The 20,017-nt window shown below is 68.1% G+C and carries 23 protein-coding genes and 1 tRNA gene; 13 read left to right on the forward strand and 11 right to left on the reverse strand.

Annotated elements, in window-relative coordinates; translation table 11 throughout:
- Nucleotides 1-14: 14 nt before the first annotated feature.
- Nucleotides 15-293 (reverse strand): zf-HC2 domain-containing protein, encoded by a 279-nt coding sequence (locus R2707_03045; protein MEZ5244047.1) that lies wholly within the window; start codon nt 291-293, stop codon nt 15-17.
- On the reverse strand, nt 290-850 hold the full coding sequence (locus R2707_03050) for a sigma-70 family RNA polymerase sigma factor (GenBank protein MEZ5244048.1): 561 nt from the start codon (nt 848-850) through the stop codon (nt 290-292). Before R2707_03050 ends, R2707_03045 begins: the two co-directional genes overlap by 4 nt.
- Nucleotides 851-933: 83 nt before the next feature.
- Between R2707_03050 and R2707_03055 the strand changes: the two genes are divergently transcribed.
- The 4 genes from R2707_03055 to fabZ all read left to right on the forward strand — a co-directional run bounded on the left by R2707_03055 (nt 934) and on the right by fabZ (nt 2,550).
- Complete coding sequence (locus tag R2707_03055; GenBank protein MEZ5244049.1) at nt 934-1,146, forward strand: zf-HC2 domain-containing protein; 213 nt, start codon at nt 934-936, stop codon at nt 1,144-1,146.
- A 41-nt stretch (nt 1,147-1,187) separates the two neighbouring features.
- The gene (locus tag R2707_03060) at nt 1,188-1,583 is read left to right on the forward strand and encodes a globin (protein ID MEZ5244050.1); all 396 of its coding nucleotides are present in this window, start codon (nt 1,188-1,190) and stop codon (nt 1,581-1,583) included.
- Nucleotides 1,584-1,768: 185 nt separating this feature from the next.
- Complete coding sequence (locus tag R2707_03065; GenBank protein MEZ5244051.1) at nt 1,769-2,044, forward strand: HU family DNA-binding protein; 276 nt, start codon at nt 1,769-1,771, stop codon at nt 2,042-2,044.
- Between the two features lie 77 nt (nt 2,045-2,121).
- Nucleotides 2,122-2,550, forward strand: coding sequence for a 3-hydroxyacyl-ACP dehydratase FabZ (fabZ, locus tag R2707_03070; GenBank protein ID MEZ5244052.1), 429 nt, complete (start codon nt 2,122-2,124; stop codon nt 2,548-2,550).
- A gap of 24 nt (nt 2,551-2,574) precedes the next feature.
- On the opposite strand, the gene R2707_03075 is transcribed toward fabZ, so the two are convergent.
- The 7 genes from R2707_03075 to R2707_03105 form a co-directional block, all read right to left on the reverse strand.
- Nucleotides 2,575-3,747, reverse strand: a complete 1,173-nt coding sequence (locus R2707_03075; protein MEZ5244053.1) for a beta-ketoacyl-ACP synthase II — start codon at nt 3,745-3,747, stop codon at nt 2,575-2,577.
- 1 nt (nt 3,748) lies between these two features.
- Nucleotides 3,749-3,979 (reverse strand): acyl carrier protein, encoded by a 231-nt coding sequence (locus R2707_03080; protein ID MEZ5244054.1) that lies wholly within the window; start codon nt 3,977-3,979, stop codon nt 3,749-3,751.
- A gap of 50 nt (nt 3,980-4,029) precedes the next feature.
- Complete coding sequence (locus R2707_03085) at nt 4,030-4,749, reverse strand: beta-ketoacyl-ACP reductase (GenBank protein ID MEZ5244055.1); 720 nt, start codon at nt 4,747-4,749, stop codon at nt 4,030-4,032.
- 12 nt (nt 4,750-4,761) lie between these two features.
- On the reverse strand, nt 4,762-5,682 hold the full coding sequence (locus R2707_03090) for a beta-ketoacyl-ACP synthase III (protein ID MEZ5244056.1): 921 nt from the start codon (nt 5,680-5,682) through the stop codon (nt 4,762-4,764).
- 1 nt (nt 5,683) lies between these two features.
- On the reverse strand, nt 5,684-6,859 hold the full coding sequence (gene fabD, locus R2707_03095) for an ACP S-malonyltransferase (protein MEZ5244057.1): 1,176 nt from the start codon (nt 6,857-6,859) through the stop codon (nt 5,684-5,686).
- 93 nt (nt 6,860-6,952) lie between these two features.
- Entirely contained in the window at nt 6,953-8,239 is a 1,287-nt protein-coding gene (locus R2707_03100) for a hypothetical protein (GenBank protein ID MEZ5244058.1), read from the reverse strand.
- Nucleotides 8,236-8,361: a hypothetical protein gene (locus R2707_03105; protein ID MEZ5244059.1), complete on the reverse strand. Its 126-nt coding sequence runs from the start codon at nt 8,359-8,361 to the stop codon at nt 8,236-8,238. The genes R2707_03100 and R2707_03105 overlap by 4 nt, the downstream gene beginning before the upstream one ends.
- 33 nt (nt 8,362-8,394) lie before the next feature.
- Here R2707_03105 and R2707_03110 point away from each other — a divergent pair.
- A tRNA-Leu gene (locus R2707_03110) sits at nt 8,395-8,478 on the forward strand.
- Between the two features lie 10 nt (nt 8,479-8,488).
- On the opposite strand, the gene R2707_03115 is transcribed toward R2707_03110, so the two are convergent.
- Nucleotides 8,489-9,673, reverse strand: coding sequence for a prohibitin family protein (locus R2707_03115; GenBank protein ID MEZ5244060.1), 1,185 nt, complete (start codon nt 9,671-9,673; stop codon nt 8,489-8,491).
- A 150-nt stretch (nt 9,674-9,823) separates the two neighbouring features.
- On the opposite strand from R2707_03115, the gene R2707_03120 reads away from it, so the two are divergent.
- From R2707_03120 to R2707_03130, 3 genes are read left to right on the forward strand one after another with little or no spacing between them, the layout of a single operon-like run.
- The gene (locus tag R2707_03120; protein ID MEZ5244061.1) at nt 9,824-10,798 is read left to right on the forward strand and encodes a hypothetical protein; all 975 of its coding nucleotides are present in this window, start codon (nt 9,824-9,826) and stop codon (nt 10,796-10,798) included.
- A gap of 56 nt (nt 10,799-10,854) precedes the next feature.
- Nucleotides 10,855-11,865 (forward strand): hypothetical protein, encoded by a 1,011-nt coding sequence (locus tag R2707_03125; GenBank protein ID MEZ5244062.1) that lies wholly within the window; start codon nt 10,855-10,857, stop codon nt 11,863-11,865.
- A 30-nt stretch (nt 11,866-11,895) separates the two neighbouring features.
- Nucleotides 11,896-12,357, forward strand: a complete 462-nt coding sequence (locus R2707_03130; GenBank protein ID MEZ5244063.1) for an SRPBCC family protein — start codon at nt 11,896-11,898, stop codon at nt 12,355-12,357.
- A 4-nt stretch (nt 12,358-12,361) separates the two neighbouring features.
- On the opposite strand, the gene R2707_03135 is transcribed toward R2707_03130, so the two are convergent.
- Entirely contained in the window at nt 12,362-12,838 is a 477-nt protein-coding gene (locus R2707_03135) for a DUF3105 domain-containing protein (protein ID MEZ5244064.1), read from the reverse strand.
- Nucleotides 12,839-12,861: 23 nt separating this feature from the next.
- Between R2707_03135 and R2707_03140 the strand changes: the two genes are divergently transcribed.
- From R2707_03140 to R2707_03160, 5 genes are read left to right on the forward strand one after another with little or no spacing between them, the layout of a single operon-like run.
- Nucleotides 12,862-13,164, forward strand: coding sequence for a hypothetical protein (locus tag R2707_03140; protein ID MEZ5244065.1), 303 nt, complete (start codon nt 12,862-12,864; stop codon nt 13,162-13,164).
- Entirely contained in the window at nt 13,161-13,742 is a 582-nt protein-coding gene (locus tag R2707_03145) for a response regulator (protein MEZ5244066.1), read from the forward strand. Before R2707_03140 ends, R2707_03145 begins: the two co-directional genes overlap by 4 nt.
- A gap of 24 nt (nt 13,743-13,766) precedes the next feature.
- Entirely contained in the window at nt 13,767-16,421 is a 2,655-nt protein-coding gene (gene polA, locus R2707_03150) for a DNA polymerase I (GenBank protein ID MEZ5244067.1), read from the forward strand.
- 48 nt (nt 16,422-16,469) lie between these two features.
- Entirely contained in the window at nt 16,470-19,244 is a 2,775-nt protein-coding gene (locus tag R2707_03155; protein ID MEZ5244068.1) for a hypothetical protein, read from the forward strand.
- Nucleotides 19,244-19,987 carry a methyltransferase domain-containing protein gene (locus R2707_03160; protein MEZ5244069.1) on the forward strand — a complete coding sequence of 248 codons (744 nt, stop codon included), beginning with the start codon at nt 19,244-19,246 and terminating at the stop codon, nt 19,985-19,987. The genes R2707_03155 and R2707_03160 overlap by 1 nt, the downstream gene beginning before the upstream one ends.
- The last annotated feature ends 30 nt before the right edge of the window (nt 19,988-20,017 follow it).

The following is a 20,017-nucleotide window of genomic DNA, read 5'->3' on the forward strand; positions in this document are numbered from 1 at the left end:
AGGTCCCGACGCGGCTAGGGCCCGGAGGTCTCGCCGCTGATCCGCGCGCCGAACTCCCTGAGTCGTTCCACCGCGGCCGGGTCGACCTCCGGCATGCTCGACGACAGCGACGCCTTGATCATCCGGTAGGTCTCGAACTCGAGACCGCAGTGCTTGCACGCCTCGAGGTGGCCGGCGATCTTCCGAGCGAAGTCCTCCTCGACGGCGCCATCGAGATAGCTCTGCAGCACCTTGCCGACTTCGCGGCAGTTCACCTCGGGCTTGTTTCGTCGGCCCCAGCTGCGGCGGATCATGCCGGACGTCCGTTCACGTAGGCGCCACTCGATTCGAGATGCTTGCGGATGCGGGTACGGGCACGGTGGAGGCGACTCATCACGGTGCCGGTGGGGACCCCGATGATCTCGGCCGCCTCCGCGTAGGAGAGGCCCTGGATGTCGACGAGTTCGACGACGGTGCGGAACTTGGCGGGAAGGGACTGGACCGCCGTCTCGACGGCGGCGTCGTAGCCCGAGTCGACCACGATGCCTTCCGGACCGAGTTCGGCGGAATCCTCGTCGGCCAGACGCTCCATGGTCGCGTCGGGGTCGCGCAGGAGCTCGGGGCGCTTCCGGCGGACCCGGTTGATCTGTGCATTGCGCATGATGGTGAGGAGCCAGGCGCGGGGGTGTCGACCGTCGAAACGCAGGATGGCCCGATACGCGCGGAGCATGGTGTCCTGGACGAGGTCCTCGGCGTCGGTCGGGTTCCGGGTGATGGAACGCGCGACCCGGTAGAGCACCTCGATCTCGGGAACGACGTAGCGATCGAACGCCGCCTTCTGGGCCTTGTCGTCGGCGACGGACTCGGACATGCGTCTGCGAAGCTAGCAACGGCGCCGGGCCTATGCGGGGGCGCCGGCGGGAATGGTCGAAGGGGCGGTGGGGTTTCGGCGGCATGGGACGCCTGCACCTGCGACACGTGCACCCGAGACACCTCCACGAGGCCCGCTGGGCCCGAGCACTCGAGGGGTTCCTCGACGACGAGCTCGACGCACGACAGGTCGCCCGGGTGCTCGATCATCTCGAGAAGTGTCCCGGCTGTCTCGCCGAGCTCGAGTCGCTGGCCCGACTGCAGCGCTCCCTGTCGCGCCTCGCCGCCGTGCGCTGATCGCGATCGGCCGATGACGGCGCGGCGGTAGCGTCGACGAGATGAGCGAGCCGCAGGAGCTGAGTGTCCACGATGTCGTCGGCAGCGACTTTTTCGCCGACCTCGTCGACGCGTTCTACGAAGGTGTCGAGAACGACGAGGTGTTGCGCCCGATGTACCCGGCCGACCTCGCCGGGGCGAAGGCCCGCCTCGCCATGTTCCTCGTGCAGTACTGGGGCGGCCCCACCACCTACAGCGAGCATCGCGGGCACCCACGTCTGCGGATGCGACACATGCCGTTCAGGATCGACACCGCCGCGCGCGACTCGTGGCTCCGTCACATGCGCGCCGCCCTCGCCGCAACCGCAGAACGGCGGGGCACGCCGCCGGTGGTGATCGACGCCGTCGACGACTACTTCGTGCGCTCGGCGGACTTCCTCCGCAACGTCGCGGAGTGAGCGTCACTCTGAGCGTGTGATTTGGCACTGTGTGTCGAGAAGTGGACCGTCTTCCGCAACATTTCACGCCAGACGATGGGACGCGAAGGGCGGAAATGCTTGACTCGCGTGCCGTTTTCGACTCGCGTGTAATTCACAAGCCCGCGATAGCCGTGGATTTCACAACGGAGTACAGGAGCAACAACATGAACAAGAGTGAACTCGTCGCCGCAATGGCCGAGTCCGCTGGCGTCAGCCAGAAGGACGCCGGTGCATGTCTCGACGCGATGTTCGAGACCATTGCCGCTCAGGTGAGCAAGGGCAACGAGGTTGCCATCACCGGATGGCTCAAGGCCGAGAAGGCCAAGACCTCGGCCCGCACCGGCCGCAACCCGCAGACCGGCGAGGAGATCAAGGTTCCCGCCGGCACGCGTACCAAGCTGACCGTCGGCTCCAAGCTGAAGGCGGCGGGCAAGAGCTGATCCTCGCCTCGGCGAAGATTCTCTGATCGGGAGCGGCCACGGCCGCTCCCGATTCGCGTCCCGGCTAGGTTCGGGCCATGAGCTTCCCGAATCCGATCGACGTCTTGCCCCATCGAGACCCGTTCCTCTTCGTCGACGAGATCACCGCCATCACACCGGGAGCGTCGGCAGCAGGCCGGTGGCACCTGTCCGGCGACGAGGCGTTCTTCGCAGGGCACTTCCCGGGTCGGCCGACGTTGCCGGGGGTGCTCATGTGCGAGGCGATCGCCCAGGTCGGCGCGTTCGCGGTGCTGACCGACGAGCGCTACGCCGGCAAGCTGCCGCTGTTCGGCGGACTCGACAAGGCTCGCTTCCGTCGTCAGGTGGGGCCGGGTGACACGCTCGAGATCGAGGTCACGATGACGCGCATGTCGGCCCGGGCAGGCAAGGGCGAGGGCCGAGCGAGCGTCGACGGCGAACTCGCCACCAGTTGCGAGCTGATGTTCGTGATCGTCGACGCAACCTGACGCAGTCGCGGCAGGTGACCGGCGTCAGGCCGGGCCGAGGACGATGGTGCCGTTGTGGCCGCCGAAGCCGAAGCTGTTGGACAGCGCGGGACCCGGGGTCCAGGGACGGGGTTCACCGACGACCAGGTCGATGGCGGGCATGTCGGGGTCCATCTGCTCGTGACCGGCCGTGGGTGGGATGACGCCTTTGCCCATGGCCGCGAGCACGGCGACGGCTTCCAGAGCGCCGGCACCGCCCAGTGCATGACCGGTGACACCCTTCGTGGAGGTGACGGCCGGGCCGGGAAGGCCGAAGACCTCGGCGACCGCAGCGGCCTCCGCAGCGTCGTTCTTGTCGGTGGAGGTGCCGTGGGCGTTGATGTGGACGACATCGGCGGGGGTGATCCCCGCGTCCTGCATCGCGAGTCGCATGCAGTTGATGGCCCCGGTGCCGCCAGGTGCGGGCGCAGTGATGTGGTGGGCATCGGCCGTCGACGCGGAGCCGAGCACCTCGCCGAGGATCGTGGCGCCGCGGGCGACGGCACGATCCCATTCCTCGAGCACGAGCACACCGGCACCTTCGGCCATCACGAAGCCGTCACGGTTGGCGTCGAACGGGCGACTCACTCCGGAGTTGCTCAGCGCGGTCATGTTGCTGAAGCCGGCGACCGCGGTCGGCGTGAACGGCGCCTCGCTGCCCCCGGCCAGCACGGCGTCGCAGCGACCATCGGCGATCATGCGGGCGGCGTTGCCGATCGCATGCGTGCCGGCCGCGCAGGCGGTCACGGTGTTCTCACAGGGGCCCTGCCAGCCGTAGCGCATCGAGAGCGTGGCAGCAGCGGCATTGGCCATCATCATCGGGACGAGGAAGGGCGACACACGCCGCTCACCCTTCTCGATGCGGACCTCGATCTGGGCTTCGAGGGTCTGGATGCCGCCGACGCCGGTGCCGATGAAGGTCCCCCGGCGCGTCGGGTCGGCGTCGATCTCTCCGGCCTGGGCCAACGCCTCCTCGGCAGCCGCGAGCGCGAACTGGCTGAAGCGGTCGCTGCGGCGGGCTTCCTTGGGATTGTCGAAGTAGAGCGTCGGATCGAAGTCCTCGAGGATGCGCGGCCCGACCGGCGCCGGCGAACAGAGCCCCTCGAAGAACGCATCGACGCCGACCCCGCACGGGGCCACGACGCCGATCCCGGTGACGGCGACCCGACGACCCTTCATCTCAGAGCTTCGACTCGACGAGGGAGAACGCACCCTGGATCGTGGTCACGCCCTCGAGCTCTTCCTCTTCGACATTGACGTCGAACTCTTCCTCGAGCGCCATGACGAGCTCGACGAGGTCGAGGCTGTCGGCATCGAGGCTCTCGAACGTGGCTTCGGGGGTGATCTGGGCTTCGTCGACGGAAAGCACGTCGACTGCGCACTTCTTGAAGCGCTCGAAGTTGTCACTCACTGGGTTCTCCCTGGTTGGGTTGTGGGTCGAGGCTAGTCAGCTTGGCCTGATCAGCCCATGGAAAGGCCGCCATCGACGGGAAGCACGGTACCCGTGATGTATCCCGCGTCCTCGGATGCGAGGAAGGCGATGGCGGCGGCGATCTCGTCGGGGGCACCGAGCCGGCCGGCAGGCACCATGGCCAACATCGCGGCTCGTTGCTCGTCGTTGAGTGCGGCGAGCATGTCGGTCTCGATCGGCCCCGGTGCGACGACGTTGACGGTGATGTTGCGGCTGGCGAACTCCTTCGCCAGTGAGCGGGCCAGGCCGACCAGCCCGGCCTTGGACGCGGCATAGTTGGCCTGCCCGGCCTGTCCGCCGAGACCGACGACCGACGAGACGAAGACCATGCGCCCCCAGCGGGCCCGCATCATGCCCTTCACGACTCGCCGGGCGACGCGGAAGCCGCCCGTGAGGTTGGCGTCGACCACGTCGGTGAAGTCGTCGTCGCTCATCCGCAGGACGAGTCCGTCCTTGGTGATCCCTGCGTTGCTCACGAGGATCTCGATCGTGCCCAACGACTCCTCGATCTCGGCGACCGCCGCGTCGACGGACTCGCTGCTCGTCACGTCGCATCGCACGACCGTGAGCCCGTCGGCATCGTCGGCCGTACCGCTGCGGGCGGTGATCGCGACCTTGTGGCCGGCCGCCTGGAACCGCTTGGCGGTCGCGAGGCCGATGCCCCGGTTGCCGCCGGTCACGAGAACGACGCGTTCGGTGGATTCGTTCATGGGTCTCTCCTCCTACCAGCGCAGCACGGCGGAACCCCAGGCCATGCCCGCGCCGAATCCCGACATGAGAACGATGGCACCTGGCACGAGCACGCCGTCGGCCTCGGCTTTGGCCATCGCGAGCGGAATCGACGCCCCGGAGGTGTTGCCGGTGGTCTCGAGGACGTTGTGGGTCTTCTCGATCGGAATGCCGATGCGCTGGCACACGGCGTCGATGATGCGGATGTTGGCTTGATGGGGGAGGACGACGTCGACCTCCGCTGGTGAGATGCCGGCCTTCGCGAGCACCTTGTCGACGGATTGCGCGACCGCGCGCACCGCCTTCTTGAAGACCTCGCGGCCCTCCATCTGGATGAACCCGTCGTGATCGCAGTAGAGGATCGGCTGCAGGTTGCCGTCGGCGCCGAGATCGAAGGCGAGCATCTCACCTTGTCGATGCTTCTCCATGACGACCGCGGCGGCACCGTCGCCGAAGAGGATCGCCGTGCCCCGGTCGGTCCAGTCGGTGATGCTCGACATGGTGTCGCTGCCGATCAGCAGAACCCGGTCGGGTCCGGTCGGGATCGACATGATCCCGTAGGCGGCGACATACCCGTAGGTGAACCCGGCACACACGGCGTTGACATCGAACGCGCCACAGGTGAGGCCCAGTGCCGATTGAACGACGGCGGACGTCGCCGGGAAGCGCTGGTCGGGAGTCGTCGTGCAGAGGACGAGCAGGTCGATGTCGTCAGGACCGAGGTCGGCCGCCGCCAGGGCGTTGGCGCCGGCTTCCACGGCCATCTCCGAGGTGACGCCGCCGACGTGGCGGGCGCCGATGCCCGCTCTGGCGCGGATCCATTCGTCGGACGTGTCCATCATCGTGGAGAGGTCGTCGTTGGTCAGGATCTTCTCGGGCAGCGCCGTTCCGATGCCGTTGATGCGAATCGTCATCTCAGCGTGTCCGCAGCCACGCGATGGGCTGGCGGGACCCCACGCGCTCGCCCTCCAGCGCGAGCACGCCCATCACCTCGCCCGCGAAGGACGAGATGACGTCGTGCGACCCGACCGTGCCGATCACGTCGCCGACCGAGATCGACATGCCGGCCTCGACACCGGCTCCGAGCACGAACACGCCCGTTGCGGGCGACACGACGAGACGCTCGGTCGCGAAGAGATGCTCGCCTTCGAGAACACCCGCGTCGGCTTGTGGCTTGCCCGCGAGCTGTTCGAGCAGCCCGTCGAGGTCCGCCGGTGTCGCGATGTTGATCCGGTTGCCGGTCTTGACCGTGCGCTTCACCAGGCCGGTGAGGACCGTGCCGGGGCCGAGTTCGACATAGGTGGTGAAGCCGTCGTCCTCGAGGTTGCGAAGGGTCTGGCGCCAGCGCACCGGCGAGCAGAGCTGGGCTCCCAGCAGGTCGGGCCAGTCGGCGGCGTCGTCGTGGGCGACGCCGTCGACGTTCGCGTAGACGGGCTGCTCCGGCGCACGGAACTCGACCTGATCGATCGCCTTGCGCAGACGGTCCCGGGCCGGCGCCATCAGCGGCGTGTGGAACGCTCCACCGACCGGCAGCCGCATGGCCCGCTTGGCGCCGAGTTCCTTGGCGATCTCGCACGCCCTGTCGAGATCATCGGGCACCCCGGCGATGACGACCTGTCCCGGAGCGTTGTAGTTGGCGATCCACACCTCGCCGGCGGCTCGCTGGCAGGCGATGTCGGCCTGGTCGTCCTCGAGGCCGAGGAGCGCGGCCATCGTGCCGTGCTGCTCGTCGGCCGCGGACTGCATGGCGTCACCGCGTTCGTTGACGAGGCGGACGGCGTCGCTGAAATCGAGGGCGCCGGCTGCGGTCAGCGCCGAGTACTCACCGAGGCTGTGGCCGGCGTGGGCAACGGCCTCCGCGCCCACCCGGCTCACCGCGTCGAGCACGACCATCGAGGTCACGAAGGTCGCGAGCTGCGCGTTGCGTGTCATCGTCAACTCGTCGGCGTCGGTGTCGAGCAGGAGCGCGGCGACGTCTCGGTTGGCGGCCTCCGATGCCTCGTCGACCAGCTCCCACGACGGGTGGTCGGCCCACGCGGAACCCATTCCGGGTGCTTGCGAGCCCTGGCCCGGGTAGGTGAAGACGATCATGTGCGGGTGCCTCCGAAGGCTTGCGTGAGCGTTCTGACCCGCGATCCTTCCAGTTGGTTTCGTTACCCGCTGGTAGGGGTCACGTGATTGCGGTCACGGGCCGAGACGCCACACATCGTCGTCGACCCGCAGGTAGTTCTCGGGATCGCTGAAGTCGAACGTCTCGCGGTCGCCGCCGACCGTCAGAATCGCCGGACCTGTCTCGGTTTCGATGGTGATCGAGTCGAAGTCGTAGCGCACGTCGGCCGGCTCCGCTGCGTTCCACGGCCTTCCGGGGAGCAGCGTCCACTCGATGCCGTCAGGACTTCGCCAGACATCGTCGGGATTCTCGATCAGGCCGAATCCGCCGAAGCACACGAACTCCTCGCCGAGCAGCTCGCACTGGTGGCCGGGTCGGGGGCTCCACGCCGCCGCCTCGGTCACGCGGGTCCACTCGATCCCATCGGGAGTCTTCCAGACATCGTTGAAATAGGGAGCGTCGCAGTCGGGCAGTGGCGAGCAGGTGAACCCGTCCTCACCCCCGAAGAGCCAGATCTCGCCGTTGCGAACGAGCGTGGATGCGCCGGCGCGCGGCTCCCAAGGTGCCGCAGCGGTGAGCTCCTCCCAGTCGACACCGTCGGCGGATCGCCAGACGTCGTTGTAGTAGACGCGCTCCGGACCGTTGGCACCGATGATCGAGCTGTCGTCGTTCTGTGAGCCGCCGAAGACGTACAGGGCGTCGTCGAGCGCCACGGCGCTGAGACCGGCTCGGCCCGCCCACGGCGCGGCGGCGGTGCGCTGCTCCCATGTGATGCCGTCGCTCGAGGCCCACACATCGTTGAAGAAGTTCGAGGTGGGCACGAACTCGGGACAGGGCGCATCGGGGTCGATCCCGAGACCCGGCGGCGGGGCGATGCCCTGCTCGAGGAGGGCGCAGAACGGGTTTGCTTCGAGGCCGAAGTCCTGGCCACCGATCACGAAGATCTCGCCGCCCATGGTGACGGCTTGGAAGTAGGCGCGAGCCGGCCACGTCGCGGTGTCGTCGCCGAGGTCGACCTCGGTCCACGACGCGCCGTCGTCGTCGCTTCGCCACACGTCGCCCCAGATGATGCTGTCGCCGGGGACCTCGGAGTCCTTGGGTGTCCGCCCGCCCAGCACGAAGAGCGCGTCGTCGAGCTCGACGACGCGCAACCCGGCCCGGCCGCCCCACGGTGCACCGTCGGCAACGAGACTCCATCCAACGCTCTCGGTGTCGGATGTGGGCGGTGCTGTCGTGGCGACGCTCGTGGTGGTTGGCGGCGCGACAGTCGTGGTCGTCGGGCTCGTCGTGGCGGCATCACCCCCGCAGCTCGCTGCCACGAGGGCGAGGGACGCGACGGCGGAGGCGAGTTTCCGGCTCACGACGGACGAGGCCAGTCGTGGAGCGCGGACTCGTGTCGGCGGATCGATGCCTCGCGAAGCGCGACGATCACCGCAACGACGACGAGCAGCCGAACGATTCGATTCCGGGTGCGGGGCGCCATGCCGGGAAGGCTACGCTGCGCGGACGCACACTCGCCCGGGTGGTGGAATTGGCAGACACGACGGACTCAAAATCCGTTGCTTTCACGAGCGTGCGGGTTCAAGTCCCGCCCCGGGCACCGATCGCGCTCAGTTGCCGGGCGCGATGAGTTTCGTCGCCGCGTCGCCGGACGCAGTGCCATCGGCCGGTGTCGTGGCCGGTGGCGTCGAGTCCACGCTGGTGTCGACCGATGCCGGCGGCGCCGTGTCACCGCCGATGTTCAGCAGCGGCGTGAGATTCTGATCGAACGGCAGGATGATCGTGCTGTTGTTGGGCGAGTCGACGAGGCCTTGGAGGGCCTGGATGTAGGTCCACTGGAGGTACTGGGGTGTGAGCTGCGCCTGCGAACAGTCCTCGACGGGGTTCGGCACGACCTCGATATAGGTGTTGCCGCGCGGGTCCAGCGCCTCGGTCTCGACGCCGCCACAGGCGAGGATCTGTTGCGAGTCGGCTGTCGCCTTCGCGTCGACCCTGGTGATCTCGGCCTTGGCCTCGGCGATCGCCAGCTCGAACCGTTGCCGTTCGGCGTTCTGCTCGGCGGCGGTCTTGGCGGTAACGGCTCGCTGAAGAGTGTCTTCGAGACGGACCTCGCGCAGCTGGAAGTCTTCGAGGAGGATGCCCCGGCCATCGAGCTTGTCGCCCATGCAGCGGGTCACCTCGTCTTCGATGTCCTGCCAGCCGGTCGTGGCGGCGTCGACCATCGCCAACTCCGTGAACACCGAGCGGATGCAGGAGCGGGCCGACGGGCGGATGAGGGTTCTGATGAAGTCCTGGCCGAGCGTGACATAGACCTGCGACGCCCGGTTCTCCTCGACGCGGAAGAGCACCGTCGAGTCGACGGTCCCCGAGGCACCGTCGGCGCCGAGCACCTGGACCGAGTCGTCCTGGCTGCCGCGGTCACCTTCGCCGCTGGTCGCGGCCATCGTGTAGGCCGTGGTGCGAATGGAGATCGGCTTCACCTCGGTGAAGGGCCAGGTCAGGTGTATCCCCTGGTCGAGCCCGGTGCCGGCATGGCCCAAGGTCACCGGCACGCCGACGCTGCCCGCGGGTACCACCGCGATCACCGATCCGAGGAGCCAGAAGGTGAAGGCGGCGGAGAGGATGCCGAGAAGGCGGCGTGTCCTGCGCGGGGCGAGTGATCCATCGGCTCGTCTCGCTCGGCGAAGGCCGACGGCGACGAGCAGTCCCTTGGCGACACCGCGGACGCGTTCACCGATGGTCGGAAAGTACGGCGGTTCGGAGCCCACCGGAGCCCCCGATGTGTGTGTGGTCATGAACGCGAAGCGTAGAACGTTTGCAGAAGATGTCACTATCGCGGATGGAGAATATGAGAGTTTCTGCGGATGGTCGCCAACGTCGTGCACGAGCGTGCTGGGTCGGGGCCCGCACCCGGGCGCTCTCGGCGTGAGGCCTAGGCTTCGGCAGTGAAACGATTCGTGCTCGCCCTCGTCGTCGTGGCCTGCATCGCGGGCTGCTCCGAGCCCGCACCGTCGGATGCCACGTCGTCGACCACGACCTCCTCCACGCCCTCCACCCCGCCCTCCACCCCGCCCTCCACCCCGGCCGACGACGCAGAGCGCCCACCGAAGTTCGACGTGACGCCGACCAACGTGGCTGCAGGTGAGCCCGTGGTCGTCGCAGGGTCCGGGTGCCCCGGCGATGCGTCCTGGGCCGACGACACCGGCTTCGACTACTTCGTCGTCGTCGGCGCGGTGGTCGACGGGCGTGTCCGGGACGCGGCGGCCGTTCATCCGCCGAGTGAGGAACCCGGCCACGTGAGCTTCGAACTCGTGCCGGAGTACGACGAGCAGCGGGTGGCCGACGCAACCCCCGACGCGGCAGGCGACTGGTCGACGACCTGGGTGCTGCCGGCTGACGCCGCGACCGGTGAGCTCGTCGTGTCGGCACTCTGCCTCGGCGGCCCGGGGCTGGAAGCGGGTTTCGTGGACTACGGCGCCGTCGTGTTGGGTGTGCAGGGCACCGGGGACTGTCCGCGGCGCCCGGGGTCGAGCCCAGCGGTCTTCGATGCCGATCGCGGCACGTACTCGGCGGAGATCGTGTCGTTCGACGCCTCCTCCAATCTGATCGAGTTCGATGTCGTCCAGTGGCTGAGCGGTGAGGACGCCGGCGACGCGTGGCACGAGGAGTATCCCGACGACCCGGACGGCCCGCCGAACGACTACTTCATCCGCAACGACAACCCTCTCGTGCGGGAGGCGTCGGTCGCCGAGGGGGCCGACGTCCGACTCGTTCGGCTCGAGACCGATGGCTCCGCCGACGTCACCGCGGGGACGCTCTCGGAACTGCCGTCCTATCTGGCGACGACGCCGTTCTCCACGTTCTGGCTGACGTTCGACGGCGGCACCGTGACGGCCATCTGCGAGCAGTACGTTCCGTGAAGAGCGTCGGGGTTCGGGTGCCTCGGCGAGCCGAGGGTCATCGCTAGTGTTCCACCATGAGCCGCCGCTCGATCAAGATCGTCGTGGACGACGAGAACATCAGTAACACCACACAGTTCTACGCCGGTCCCCAGGTGCGCCTGGCGACCGCCACCGATGTCGTCTTCCTGCCGCATCGTCGCCTCCTGGTGTCGCACCTCGCCGGCCAGACGCTGCATCTCGTCCAGCGCCGGCGGTTCTCCGACGAGTACCGGGTGCTCGACACCGTCATCACCGAGGCGGCCGGCCAGCCCACCATCAACGACCTGCTCTCCTACAACGGCAAGGGCGTGGTCGCGGTGTCGAATTGTCGGGTCCCGTCCGTGTCGCTCTACCGAGTCGGCCGGTCGACCCTGACGTTCCTGCGCGAGATCGAGATCCCCGAGAAGAAGCCGGGATTCACCCACGGTGTCGAGTTCACCCCGGACGGACGTCACGTCTGCATCGTCAACAGCGGTGGGACCTGCCGTGTCAGGATCCACGAGGTCGGGTCGGGCGACGAGGTCTTCACGTTCGAGCTGGCCGGCTGGCGGCCCAAGGACGCCACCTATCTCGACGACAACCACCTGATCCTGCCGCTGTGTGACGGGTCGCCGACCTCCGAAGCAGGGGAGCAGTACAACAGTCGGATCGCGGTGGTCCGTGTCGATCTCGATCGTCCCGGGTTCCAGGTCGTCGCCTACGCCGACCTTCCGGGTGCCCACGTCGACGGGGTGTTCTACTTCGACGGTCACGTGGCGGTCGCTGATCAAACCAACGATCTGGTCCGGTTCTACAAGGTCGACCGGCGCAGTATCGAACAGGTGTCGACCGTGTCGGGAATCGACTTCCCCCACGGCGTCTGCTTCGATCGCCACAAGGTCGGTGTCACGAGCTATGGCGACTCTTCGCTCAACATCTTTCCCCGGGGGACCACGCACTTCGTGCCGGACATCACGACGACGCTGCGCCGGGATCCCGCCGCGTCGGCGCACCTCGACGCCCAACGCGTGGCGTTTTCCTCGATGCTCGAAATGGCCGACACCTGACATCGTCGTGCGCCGTGGGAGGCTGCACCCATGACGTCTCGCTCCGTGTCCCGGTCCCGCCTCATCCACGCTTCACCCGAAGCGATCTTCGCCATCGTCTCGAGTCCTGCCGGTCATGTGCGCATCGACGGCTCGGGATCCCTGCGCGACAGCATCGAGGGACCCGATCACCTGACGCTCGGCGACAAGTTCCGCATGGACATGAAGATGGGCGTCCCGTACAAGATGTGGTCGACCGTCGTGGAGTTCGAGCAGGATCGACTCATCGCGTGGGCGCACTTCGGCAAGCACCGGTGGCGCTTCGAGCTCGAGCCGGTCGGCGACTCGACGATGGTCACCCACACCTTCGACTGGTCGACGGCGCGCTCTCCGAAGTTCATCGAGCTGATGGGCTACCCCAAGAAGCACCCCGCAAATCTCGAAGCCACACTCGAGCGCCTCGCAGCGGTGGTCGAGGGCGACAGCGTCGAAGGCGACAGCGTCGAAGCCTGACCCTTCAGTCGATCCCGGGAGCCGCGGTGGTCCGCGCCGTTGCGAACTCGAGAATCCGGGCGACGTCGGGTCCATCGCAGGTGAGCTTCCACGTCCAGGCCGTGGCGACGACCGGTGACGGAAGCGCCACGGCGGGAGCGATCACGAAGCGCGCGGCGCCGTCGTCGAGCAACGGACGCAGGCTGTCGAGCGCCGCGGCATCCTCGTACTGTACGACGACGGCACCGGACTCGAGCGTGCGCACCTGGGCCGCGCCGGTGATCGGCTGCGCAACGATCCCCTCGAGTGCAGGCCCGGCGAGGTGCGGGCCCGAGGTCGGCGGGTTGGTCCGGAACACGACGGCATCGGGATCGATCACGTGCTGGATGCTCAAAGGGTCTTCCGGCTCGCGGACCTCGAGGCAGGAGCCGCCGGCCGTGCCATCGCCGCACGCGGTCGCCGACATGATGACCGTCACCAGCAAAGCGCTCAACAAACGCATGCACACAGCCTAAGGTGATCGCCATGCCGTCCTCCGCCGCGAATGCCCAGGTAGAGCGCAAACTGCGCAAGGTGGGAGAGCAGCTGCGTTCGCTCCGCGACGACCTGCGGGTCACCGAGGAACACCTCGCCCAGCTGGCCGGCGAAGAGGACGACGCCCGCATCCGCGCCCTCGTCTCCGAAACGCCGCTCGCAGAGAAGGAACACCGCAAGGCCAGCCGCCACGCCGACCGGCTGCGCTCCTCACGCGACAAGGCGATCGCGAAGATCGCGGAACTCGAGCAGTACCAGGACGACCTGCTCGACCGGCTCACCGCGAACACGTGACGGCGCCCACCCGGGTCGTCGTCGCCGAGGACGAGGCCATCATCCGCCTCGATCTCGTCGAGATCCTCCGGGACGAGGGCTACGAGGTGGTTGCCGAGACCGGCCGCGGCGACGAGGCCGTCGAGCTCGTCGCGAAGTTCCAGCCCGAGATCGCGCTGCTCGACGTGAAGATGCCGGGCCTCGACGGCATCGAGGCGACCCGCGCCATCGCCGACGACGGTCGGACGGCGGTCGTGCTGCTCACTGCCTTCAGCCAACGTGACCTGGTCGAACGGGCGACCGATGCCGGTGCGATGGCCTACCTGGTCAAGCCGTACCAACGGGCCGAGCTCGTGCCGGCGATCGAGACCGCGTTGGCGCGGTTCCGCGAGCTGCGGGCACTCGGTGCGCAGGTGGGCGAACTCGCCGACCAGCTCGAGATCCGCAAGCTCGTCGACCGAGCCAAGGGCCGACTGATCGACGACCATGGGATGAGCGAGGCCGAGGCGTTTCGGTTCCTGCAGCAGTCCGCGATGTCGAGTCGACGGACGATGGGCGAGGCCGCCACCGACGTCTTGGCCGGCACGCTCGTCCCCTGACTTCGAGCGCTAGGGTCGCCGGCAATGGCCAAAGTGATGCTGATCGACGGGAACTCGCTGACCTATCGCGCGTTCTTCGCTCTCCCGACCGACATGGCGACCGCTTCCGGGCAGGTCACGAACGCCGTGTTCGGCTTCACCTCGATGTTGATCAACCTGATCAAGGACCACCAGCCTGACCACATCGGCGTGGCCTTCGATCGTCCCGAGCCGACCTTCCGTCACGAAATGACGCCGACCTACAAGGCGCAGCGGGACTCGGCGCCCGACATCCTGCGCCAGCAGATGGGTCTGGTCCGTGAGGTACTCGACTCGCTGAAGATCCCGTCGATCGACATGGTCGGGTTCGAGGCCGACGACATCATCGCCACCCTGGCCACACAGGGCCGGGACCGTGGCGACGACGTCATCGTCGTGACCGGCGACCGCGACAGCTACCAACTGGTCGAGGACCCACACATCAAGGTCCTCTACAACAAGCGCGGCGTCTCGGACTACGCCCTCTACGACGAGGCCGGCATTCTCGAGCGGACCGGTGTCAAGCCGGTCGACTACGTCCAATACGCCGCACTCCGGGGCGACAACTCCGACAATCTCCCGGGAGTCCCCGGCGTCGGCGAGAAGACTGCGGCGAAGCTGATCAACGAGCGGGGCGGTATCGATGGCATCTATGCCGCGATCGACGAGTTGACCCCGAAACTCCGCGAGAGCCTGGCCGCCAACGAGGCCAATGTCCGCAACAACGTCGAGATGATGATCCTGGTGCGCGACGTCGACCTCGACGTCGGGATCGACGACCTGAACAAGGGCGAACACGACAGCGACGAAGTCCGCAAGCTCTTCGACTTCCTGGAGTTCCGCACGCTGCACGAACGACTCGTCGCCGCGGTCGGTGGCGAAGCGGGACCGGCCGCTGAGGTGCTCGAAGCAGAGATCACCACGTTCCCGACGGCCGACGAGGCAGCGGCGGCGCTCACGGCGGCCGGCGGTGGAAGCGGCGTGCTGGCGCTGGCCGTGCCCGAAGAGGGGATCGATGCCGGACTGGCGTTCGTGATCGACGGGAAGGCGGCCGAAGTGGGCTTCGTGCCCGGCAACGTGATCACCGACGAGAAGGTCCTCGACGCGTTGCGCGACCTCCTCGGTGCCGATGGCCGTCCGGTGGCGATGCACGGGGCGAAGGCGACCGCTCGCCGCCTGCTCGATTTCGACGTGGACATGCGGGATCTCCGGGTCGACACGCGGCTCGCCGCCTATCTGCTCAATCCGGCCGACAACCGTTATGACCTGGGCGAACTCCTCTATCAGTACGCCGGTCTCGAGCTGCCTGCGTCGGGTCCCCCCGACGGCCAGCTCGACCTCGGCGGCGACCAGGAGGACGTGGCGGCCGAGCCCTGTCGCGCCGCGCTGGCGGTCGACCGGCTCGTCGGGCCGATCACCGAGGCCATGACGGCGCAGGGGTCGGTGGCGCTGCACGACGACCTCGAGGTTCCTCTGGTGCGGGTGTTGGCCCGCATGGAACACCGGGGCATCGGTGTCGACCCCGAGGTCCTGAAGCGGATCCGCGACGAACTCACGGCGGAGACCGAAGGGCTGCGCGCAGCGGTGATCGCCGAGGCCGGTCACGACTTCAACGTCAACTCGACCAAGCAGCTCAGAGAAGTGCTCTTCGACGAACTCGGCCTCACGCCGGGAAAGAAGACGAAGACGGGCTACAGCACCGATGCGCAGTCGCTCGAGAAGATGCGCGGCGAGCACCCGATCGTCGATCATCTGCTCGCCTATCGCGAGATCGAGAAGCTCCGCTCGACCTACGGCGAAGGCCTCGTCGCCGAGGTGGGGGAGGGCAATCGGATTCGGGCGACATTCCAGCAGACCGTCGCCCGCACCGGCCGCCTGAGCTCGGATCAACCCAATCTCCACAACATTCCGGTCAGGTCCGAACGCGGACGCGTGTTCCGCACCGCCTTCGTCGCGCCCGAGGGGCACAAGCTCCTCATCGCCGACTACGACCAGATCGAGCTCCGTTGTATCGCCCATCTGGCCGAGGATCCGGGGCTGATCGAGGCCTTCGAGGCGGGCGACGACATCCACACGGCAACGGCAGCGAGAGTATTCGGGATCGACCCCGCCGATGTCCACGTCGAGGAACGTTCGAAGGCGAAGATGGTCTCCTACGGCCTCGCCTACGGCATGGAGGCCTACGGGCTGGCCCAGCGGCTCAACATCGCGGTGTCGGAAGCCTCGGAGATCCTCGAGTCCTACTTCCAGGCGTTCCCGTCGGTGAAGCAGTACATGGACGACACCGTCGAGGAGGCGCGAGCGCGGGGCTACACCGAGACGCTGTTCGGCCGCCGCCGTCAGATCCCCGAACTGTCGTCGGGGAACCGTCAGATCCGCCAGGCGGGCGAACGCCAGGCGATGAACGCCGGGATCCAGGGTCTCGCGGCCGACATCTTCAAGGTCGCGCTCGTCCGGCTCGACAAGGCCATCGACGACGAGGGGCTCGCCACGCGCATCGTGCTCCAGGTGCACGACGAGATCATCCTCGAGACACCCGATGCCGAAGTCGAGCGTGCGTCGGCGCTCACCCGAGAGATCATGCGCGATGCCTTCGACCTGCGGGTTCCTCTCGAAATCGACCTGAAGGTCGCCGACACCTGGGCTGACGCGAAGGCCTGAGCGGTCGTGGGTGATGCGCCGATGACGCCACCGGTCGACAGTGGCCGGATGAACATCACGCGCACGCGATCGGTGGGAACGGCGATCCTGGCCCTGTTCGTGGCGGTCTCGGCCGTCGCCGCCCCGGCTCGGGGCGGCGTCGCCGCTCCGATCGAGCAGACGATGCAGGGCTTCGACTTCGGGCAGAGCTTCACCGCGGAGCCCGTCGAGTCGGGGCTGTTCGACAACTTCACGAACTCGCCCACCGACATCGGCAATCCGATCATCGGGTACGGCGGCGTTCGCATCCCCGTCGACGCGTTGGCGGCCGACGGGCCCGCCATCGCCCGAGTGGCCGGACTCGACCTGGCGCTGACCCCGATCGACGGACTGAGCGAGGAGGCGACCCGGGAGGTCTACCTCGCCGGGTTGGCCGGGAACGTGCCGTACTCCGATCCGGGTGAGGTGCTGCCGTACTTCACGGAGCGGTCTGGCGGCGGTCCGTGGACCTACGGCGATCTCGTCGACCCGGCCCAGCCGTTGACGTCGGACGATGCCGAACTGCATGCCGTCTTCGATCGGTTCGCCGACCACCTCGTTCTCTCGGGCGACCCGACGGGCGGGGCTCCTCGCAGCGGTCGGCCGATCTTCGGTTTCGATTCACCCACCGCCTTCGAGGGCGACCTCGACGGCTACCTCCTGGTCGGCGACGGCGACATCGACCGCACCTTCCTGCCGGACGACTACGCGCAGGGCGCCGACGTGGTGGTCGTGCAACAGGCCGACCCCTTCCTTCCCGGCGGCGACGGCGGCCGGGCCGAGAACATCCTCCGCCTCCAGATCCCCGAGGCCGTCGTGCTGCCATCGGGTCAGACGATCGGGGGCGGGCCGATCTACAACGGCAGCTTCGCGGGCGACATCTTCAACGGCGCGAACACCATCCTCGGGATCCGTGCCCAGGCCGACCCGGCCACGGCCGAAGTGCGACACGAGACGTTCGGCTTCTCGTTCCAGAACGGCTTCTGGAGTGAGATTCCTCCGTTCGGCAACGTTGCCGTCGCGGATTCCGTGACCCTCTTCGAGCTGCCCCACCAGGTGCTCGATGGCGGATCGTTCGGGTTCGCCTCGTTCGTGCAGGAAGGCCCGCAGCAGGTCGAGGGCGCAGTGGGCAGCAGCGCCTTCCCGTCCTTGCCGGGCACCGTGCCGGTCGACGACCTCGCGACCTTCGTCCCGCGCCCGTTCGCCATCGACGCGCCGGCGCTGGCCCAGACGATCGACGACGCGTTCACGGTCGAGACGCCGCCCGACTCGACCCCGGTCGACGAGTCGCCGACGAGCGACGCCGTCGATTCGGTGGATGACGCGCCAACCGCAGATGACCAGACGGGGGCCCCGCCCGACACAGCGGATTCCGGCGACGACTCCTCGGTGCTCCCGTTGCTGCTGATCCTTCTCGGCGGAGGAGCGATCGCCGTCGGGTCGTGGCTGTGGGTCTCCAACCGTTCGGGTGGTGATCCCTGTGAGAAGCTCCGCAAGAAGATGGTCGCGGCCAAGGCAGCCGGCGATGCGGCGACCGGTGCGGCCGACAAGGCCCGGGCGGACTGTGCCGAGGCACGCCGCGCGACGACGGCGATCGAGGGCAAGCTCGCCTCCCTGAAGCGCTCGTGGCCGCCCGCGTTCGAGCAGGACGCGGGTGCCTGGGTCGAAGACGCCCAGGGCAACCGGGTCACGAGCACCGATCTCCATGCTCGGCGCCAGGCGCTCGGTCCGGTCTGGGACAAGTACCGTGCCGGCGAGCTGACAGCGGGGGAAGTCGAGGCGGAGTGGCAACGGGCCGACACGCCGGAGTTCCGGAGCGAACTGCGGGCCCGCACCGAGCGCAAGCGGACCGAAGCGACCGGGTTGGAAGCCGACCTGACGACCGCGCGGCGCGACGAGCAGACCACCTGCGCCGCGGTCGAGTCGGCCGAGGAGGCGGCGACGGCGGCTTGGCGAGCCCACGACGCGGCCAGGAAGGCGTATGAGGAATGCATCGGCCGGGCCGTGGCCGACGCCATCGCCTCGGCTGCGCAGGAGGCCGAGGATGCGGCCTCGCTCGCCTCCGCGGCGGCCGCCGCCGCAGCGGTCCCCGCCCCACCGGCCGTCACCCCCGAGCCCGCCCCCTCCCGGTTCATCGGGTCTCGCACGATGGAGATCGACAAGGCCGGCCTGTCGGGCGACGAACTGCGACGGGCCGAGTACCTCGACGAGATCTTCGCGAAGTGGCGGGGAACCGGCGATCTCGCCGGAGTCGCGGAGGCACTCCACGAGTTCCAGGCGTGGCATCTGGCCACGTTCGACGAGCCCTGGTTCGAATGGACGACGGCGACCGGCGCCGAGACGCCGACCAGCACCGCCGGACACATCGACGACTTCATGCAGACGCGCAAGATGGCGTGCTACGAGTTCGTGCACTTCTGCGCCTACATCGCCAGCGACCAGATCGTCCGCCAGCGCATCGGCGGCGACGACGGGGAGGAGTTCCTGGTGGACGACTACAGCGCCTCGTGGAACTTCGTCGACGAGATCAACACCGACACTTCGGCGTTCGACAGCGACACTGCCGTTCGCGGCGAGGTCATCACCGGCTCGAGCCGCGTCGACTCGTGGAACAACTCGGCCGGCTACTACCACACCGGCATCTACCTCGGTGACGGCAAGGTGCTCAGCCTCGGCGGGGGAGGGCTGCTCCTGGAAGACGCCACGGGCCTCGTCGACGCGACCTTCCACCGGTTCGGCTATGACGACGTGCAGAGCGGCGCCTACCGCTACGGATCGCTCAACGCCCCGCCGAGTGGACGCTGATGGACCACTGGTTCGAGGAGTTGGCCGACCACATGGGTCCCACCTATCTCCGCTACTCGTTCACCAAGGGGACGGCGCGGGAGATCGACACGTTGATCGCCCGGCTGGGCCTGGAGCCCGGTATCCGGATCCTCGACGTGGGCTGCGGGCCGGGGCGTCACGCCAACGAACTCGGCCGCCGGGGCTACGAGGTCCACGGCGTCGACATCAGCGACACGTTTCTCGACGTGGCCCGCGCCGACGCCCCTGACGGGGTGACCTACGGTCGCGAGGATGCCCGTGACCTGCCCTTTCACGCCGAATTCGACCTCGTACTGTCGATCTGTCAGGGCGCCTTCGGCCTCGCCGGTGGACCGGCCGCGGGGGATCGGCTCGACCCCGATCGCGAGATCCTTGCCGGCATGGCCCGAGCCCTACGGCCAGGCGGGACGCTCGTGTTCACCGCCTTCAGCGCCTATCTCCAGGTCGCCAACCTGCACGACGGCAACGAATTCGATGCCGTCCGGGGTGTGCACCGCGAAACAACGGAGATCCGCGATGGCGAGGGCACGGTGGCGGTCACCGACCTGTGGACGACGTGCTTCACGCCCCGCGAACTCCGCCTGCTGTGCGAGGCCGAGGGGCTCGACGTCCGCTCGATCGACGCCGTCGAGCCGGGCAGGTGGGAGCCCCGGGATCCCGATGTGTCATCACCGGAGTTTCTCGTGATCGCCACGGCTAGCCTTGCGGGGCTGTCTCCCTGACAGGGCACTGCGGTCCGATATCGCAGCGTC

It is taken from the genome of Acidimicrobiales bacterium, from assembly GCA_041394245.1.
Classification (GTDB): Bacteria; Actinomycetota; Acidimicrobiia; order Acidimicrobiales; family Aldehydirespiratoraceae; genus JAJRXC01.

Coding starts and splice junctions, on each gene's coding strand:
- R2707_03045 (MEZ5244047.1), bottom strand. CDS start 293: ATGATCCGCCGCAGCTGGGGCCGACGAAACAAGCCCGAGGTGAACTGC.
- R2707_03050 (MEZ5244048.1), bottom strand. CDS start 850: ATGTCCGAGTCCGTCGCCGACGACAAGGCCCAGAAGGCGGCGTTCGAT.
- R2707_03055 (MEZ5244049.1), top strand. CDS start 934: ATGGGACGCCTGCACCTGCGACACGTGCACCCGAGACACCTCCACGAG.
- R2707_03060 (MEZ5244050.1), top strand. CDS start 1,188: ATGAGCGAGCCGCAGGAGCTGAGTGTCCACGATGTCGTCGGCAGCGAC.
- R2707_03065 (MEZ5244051.1), top strand. CDS start 1,769: ATGAACAAGAGTGAACTCGTCGCCGCAATGGCCGAGTCCGCTGGCGTC.
- fabZ (MEZ5244052.1), top strand. CDS start 2,122: ATGAGCTTCCCGAATCCGATCGACGTCTTGCCCCATCGAGACCCGTTC.
- R2707_03075 (MEZ5244053.1), bottom strand. CDS start 3,747: ATGAAGGGTCGTCGGGTCGCCGTCACCGGGATCGGCGTCGTGGCCCCG.
- R2707_03085 (MEZ5244055.1), bottom strand. CDS start 4,749: ATGAACGAATCCACCGAACGCGTCGTTCTCGTGACCGGCGGCAACCGG.
- R2707_03090 (MEZ5244056.1), bottom strand. CDS start 5,682: ATGACGATTCGCATCAACGGCATCGGAACGGCGCTGCCCGAGAAGATC.
- fabD (MEZ5244057.1), bottom strand. CDS start 6,859: ATGATCGTCTTCACCTACCCGGGCCAGGGCTCGCAAGCACCCGGAATG.
- R2707_03105 (MEZ5244059.1), bottom strand. CDS start 8,361: ATGGCGCCCCGCACCCGGAATCGAATCGTTCGGCTGCTCGTCGTCGTT.
- R2707_03115 (MEZ5244060.1), bottom strand. CDS start 9,673: ATGACCACACACACATCGGGGGCTCCGGTGGGCTCCGAACCGCCGTAC.
- R2707_03125 (MEZ5244062.1), top strand. CDS start 10,855: ATGAGCCGCCGCTCGATCAAGATCGTCGTGGACGACGAGAACATCAGT.
- R2707_03130 (MEZ5244063.1), top strand. CDS start 11,896: ATGACGTCTCGCTCCGTGTCCCGGTCCCGCCTCATCCACGCTTCACCC.
- R2707_03135 (MEZ5244064.1), bottom strand. CDS start 12,838: ATGCGTTTGTTGAGCGCTTTGCTGGTGACGGTCATCATGTCGGCGACC.
- R2707_03140 (MEZ5244065.1), top strand. CDS start 12,862: ATGCCGTCCTCCGCCGCGAATGCCCAGGTAGAGCGCAAACTGCGCAAG.
- polA (MEZ5244067.1), top strand. CDS start 13,767: ATGGCCAAAGTGATGCTGATCGACGGGAACTCGCTGACCTATCGCGCG.
- R2707_03155 (MEZ5244068.1), top strand. CDS start 16,470: ATGAACATCACGCGCACGCGATCGGTGGGAACGGCGATCCTGGCCCTG.
- R2707_03160 (MEZ5244069.1), top strand. CDS start 19,244: ATGGACCACTGGTTCGAGGAGTTGGCCGACCACATGGGTCCCACCTAT.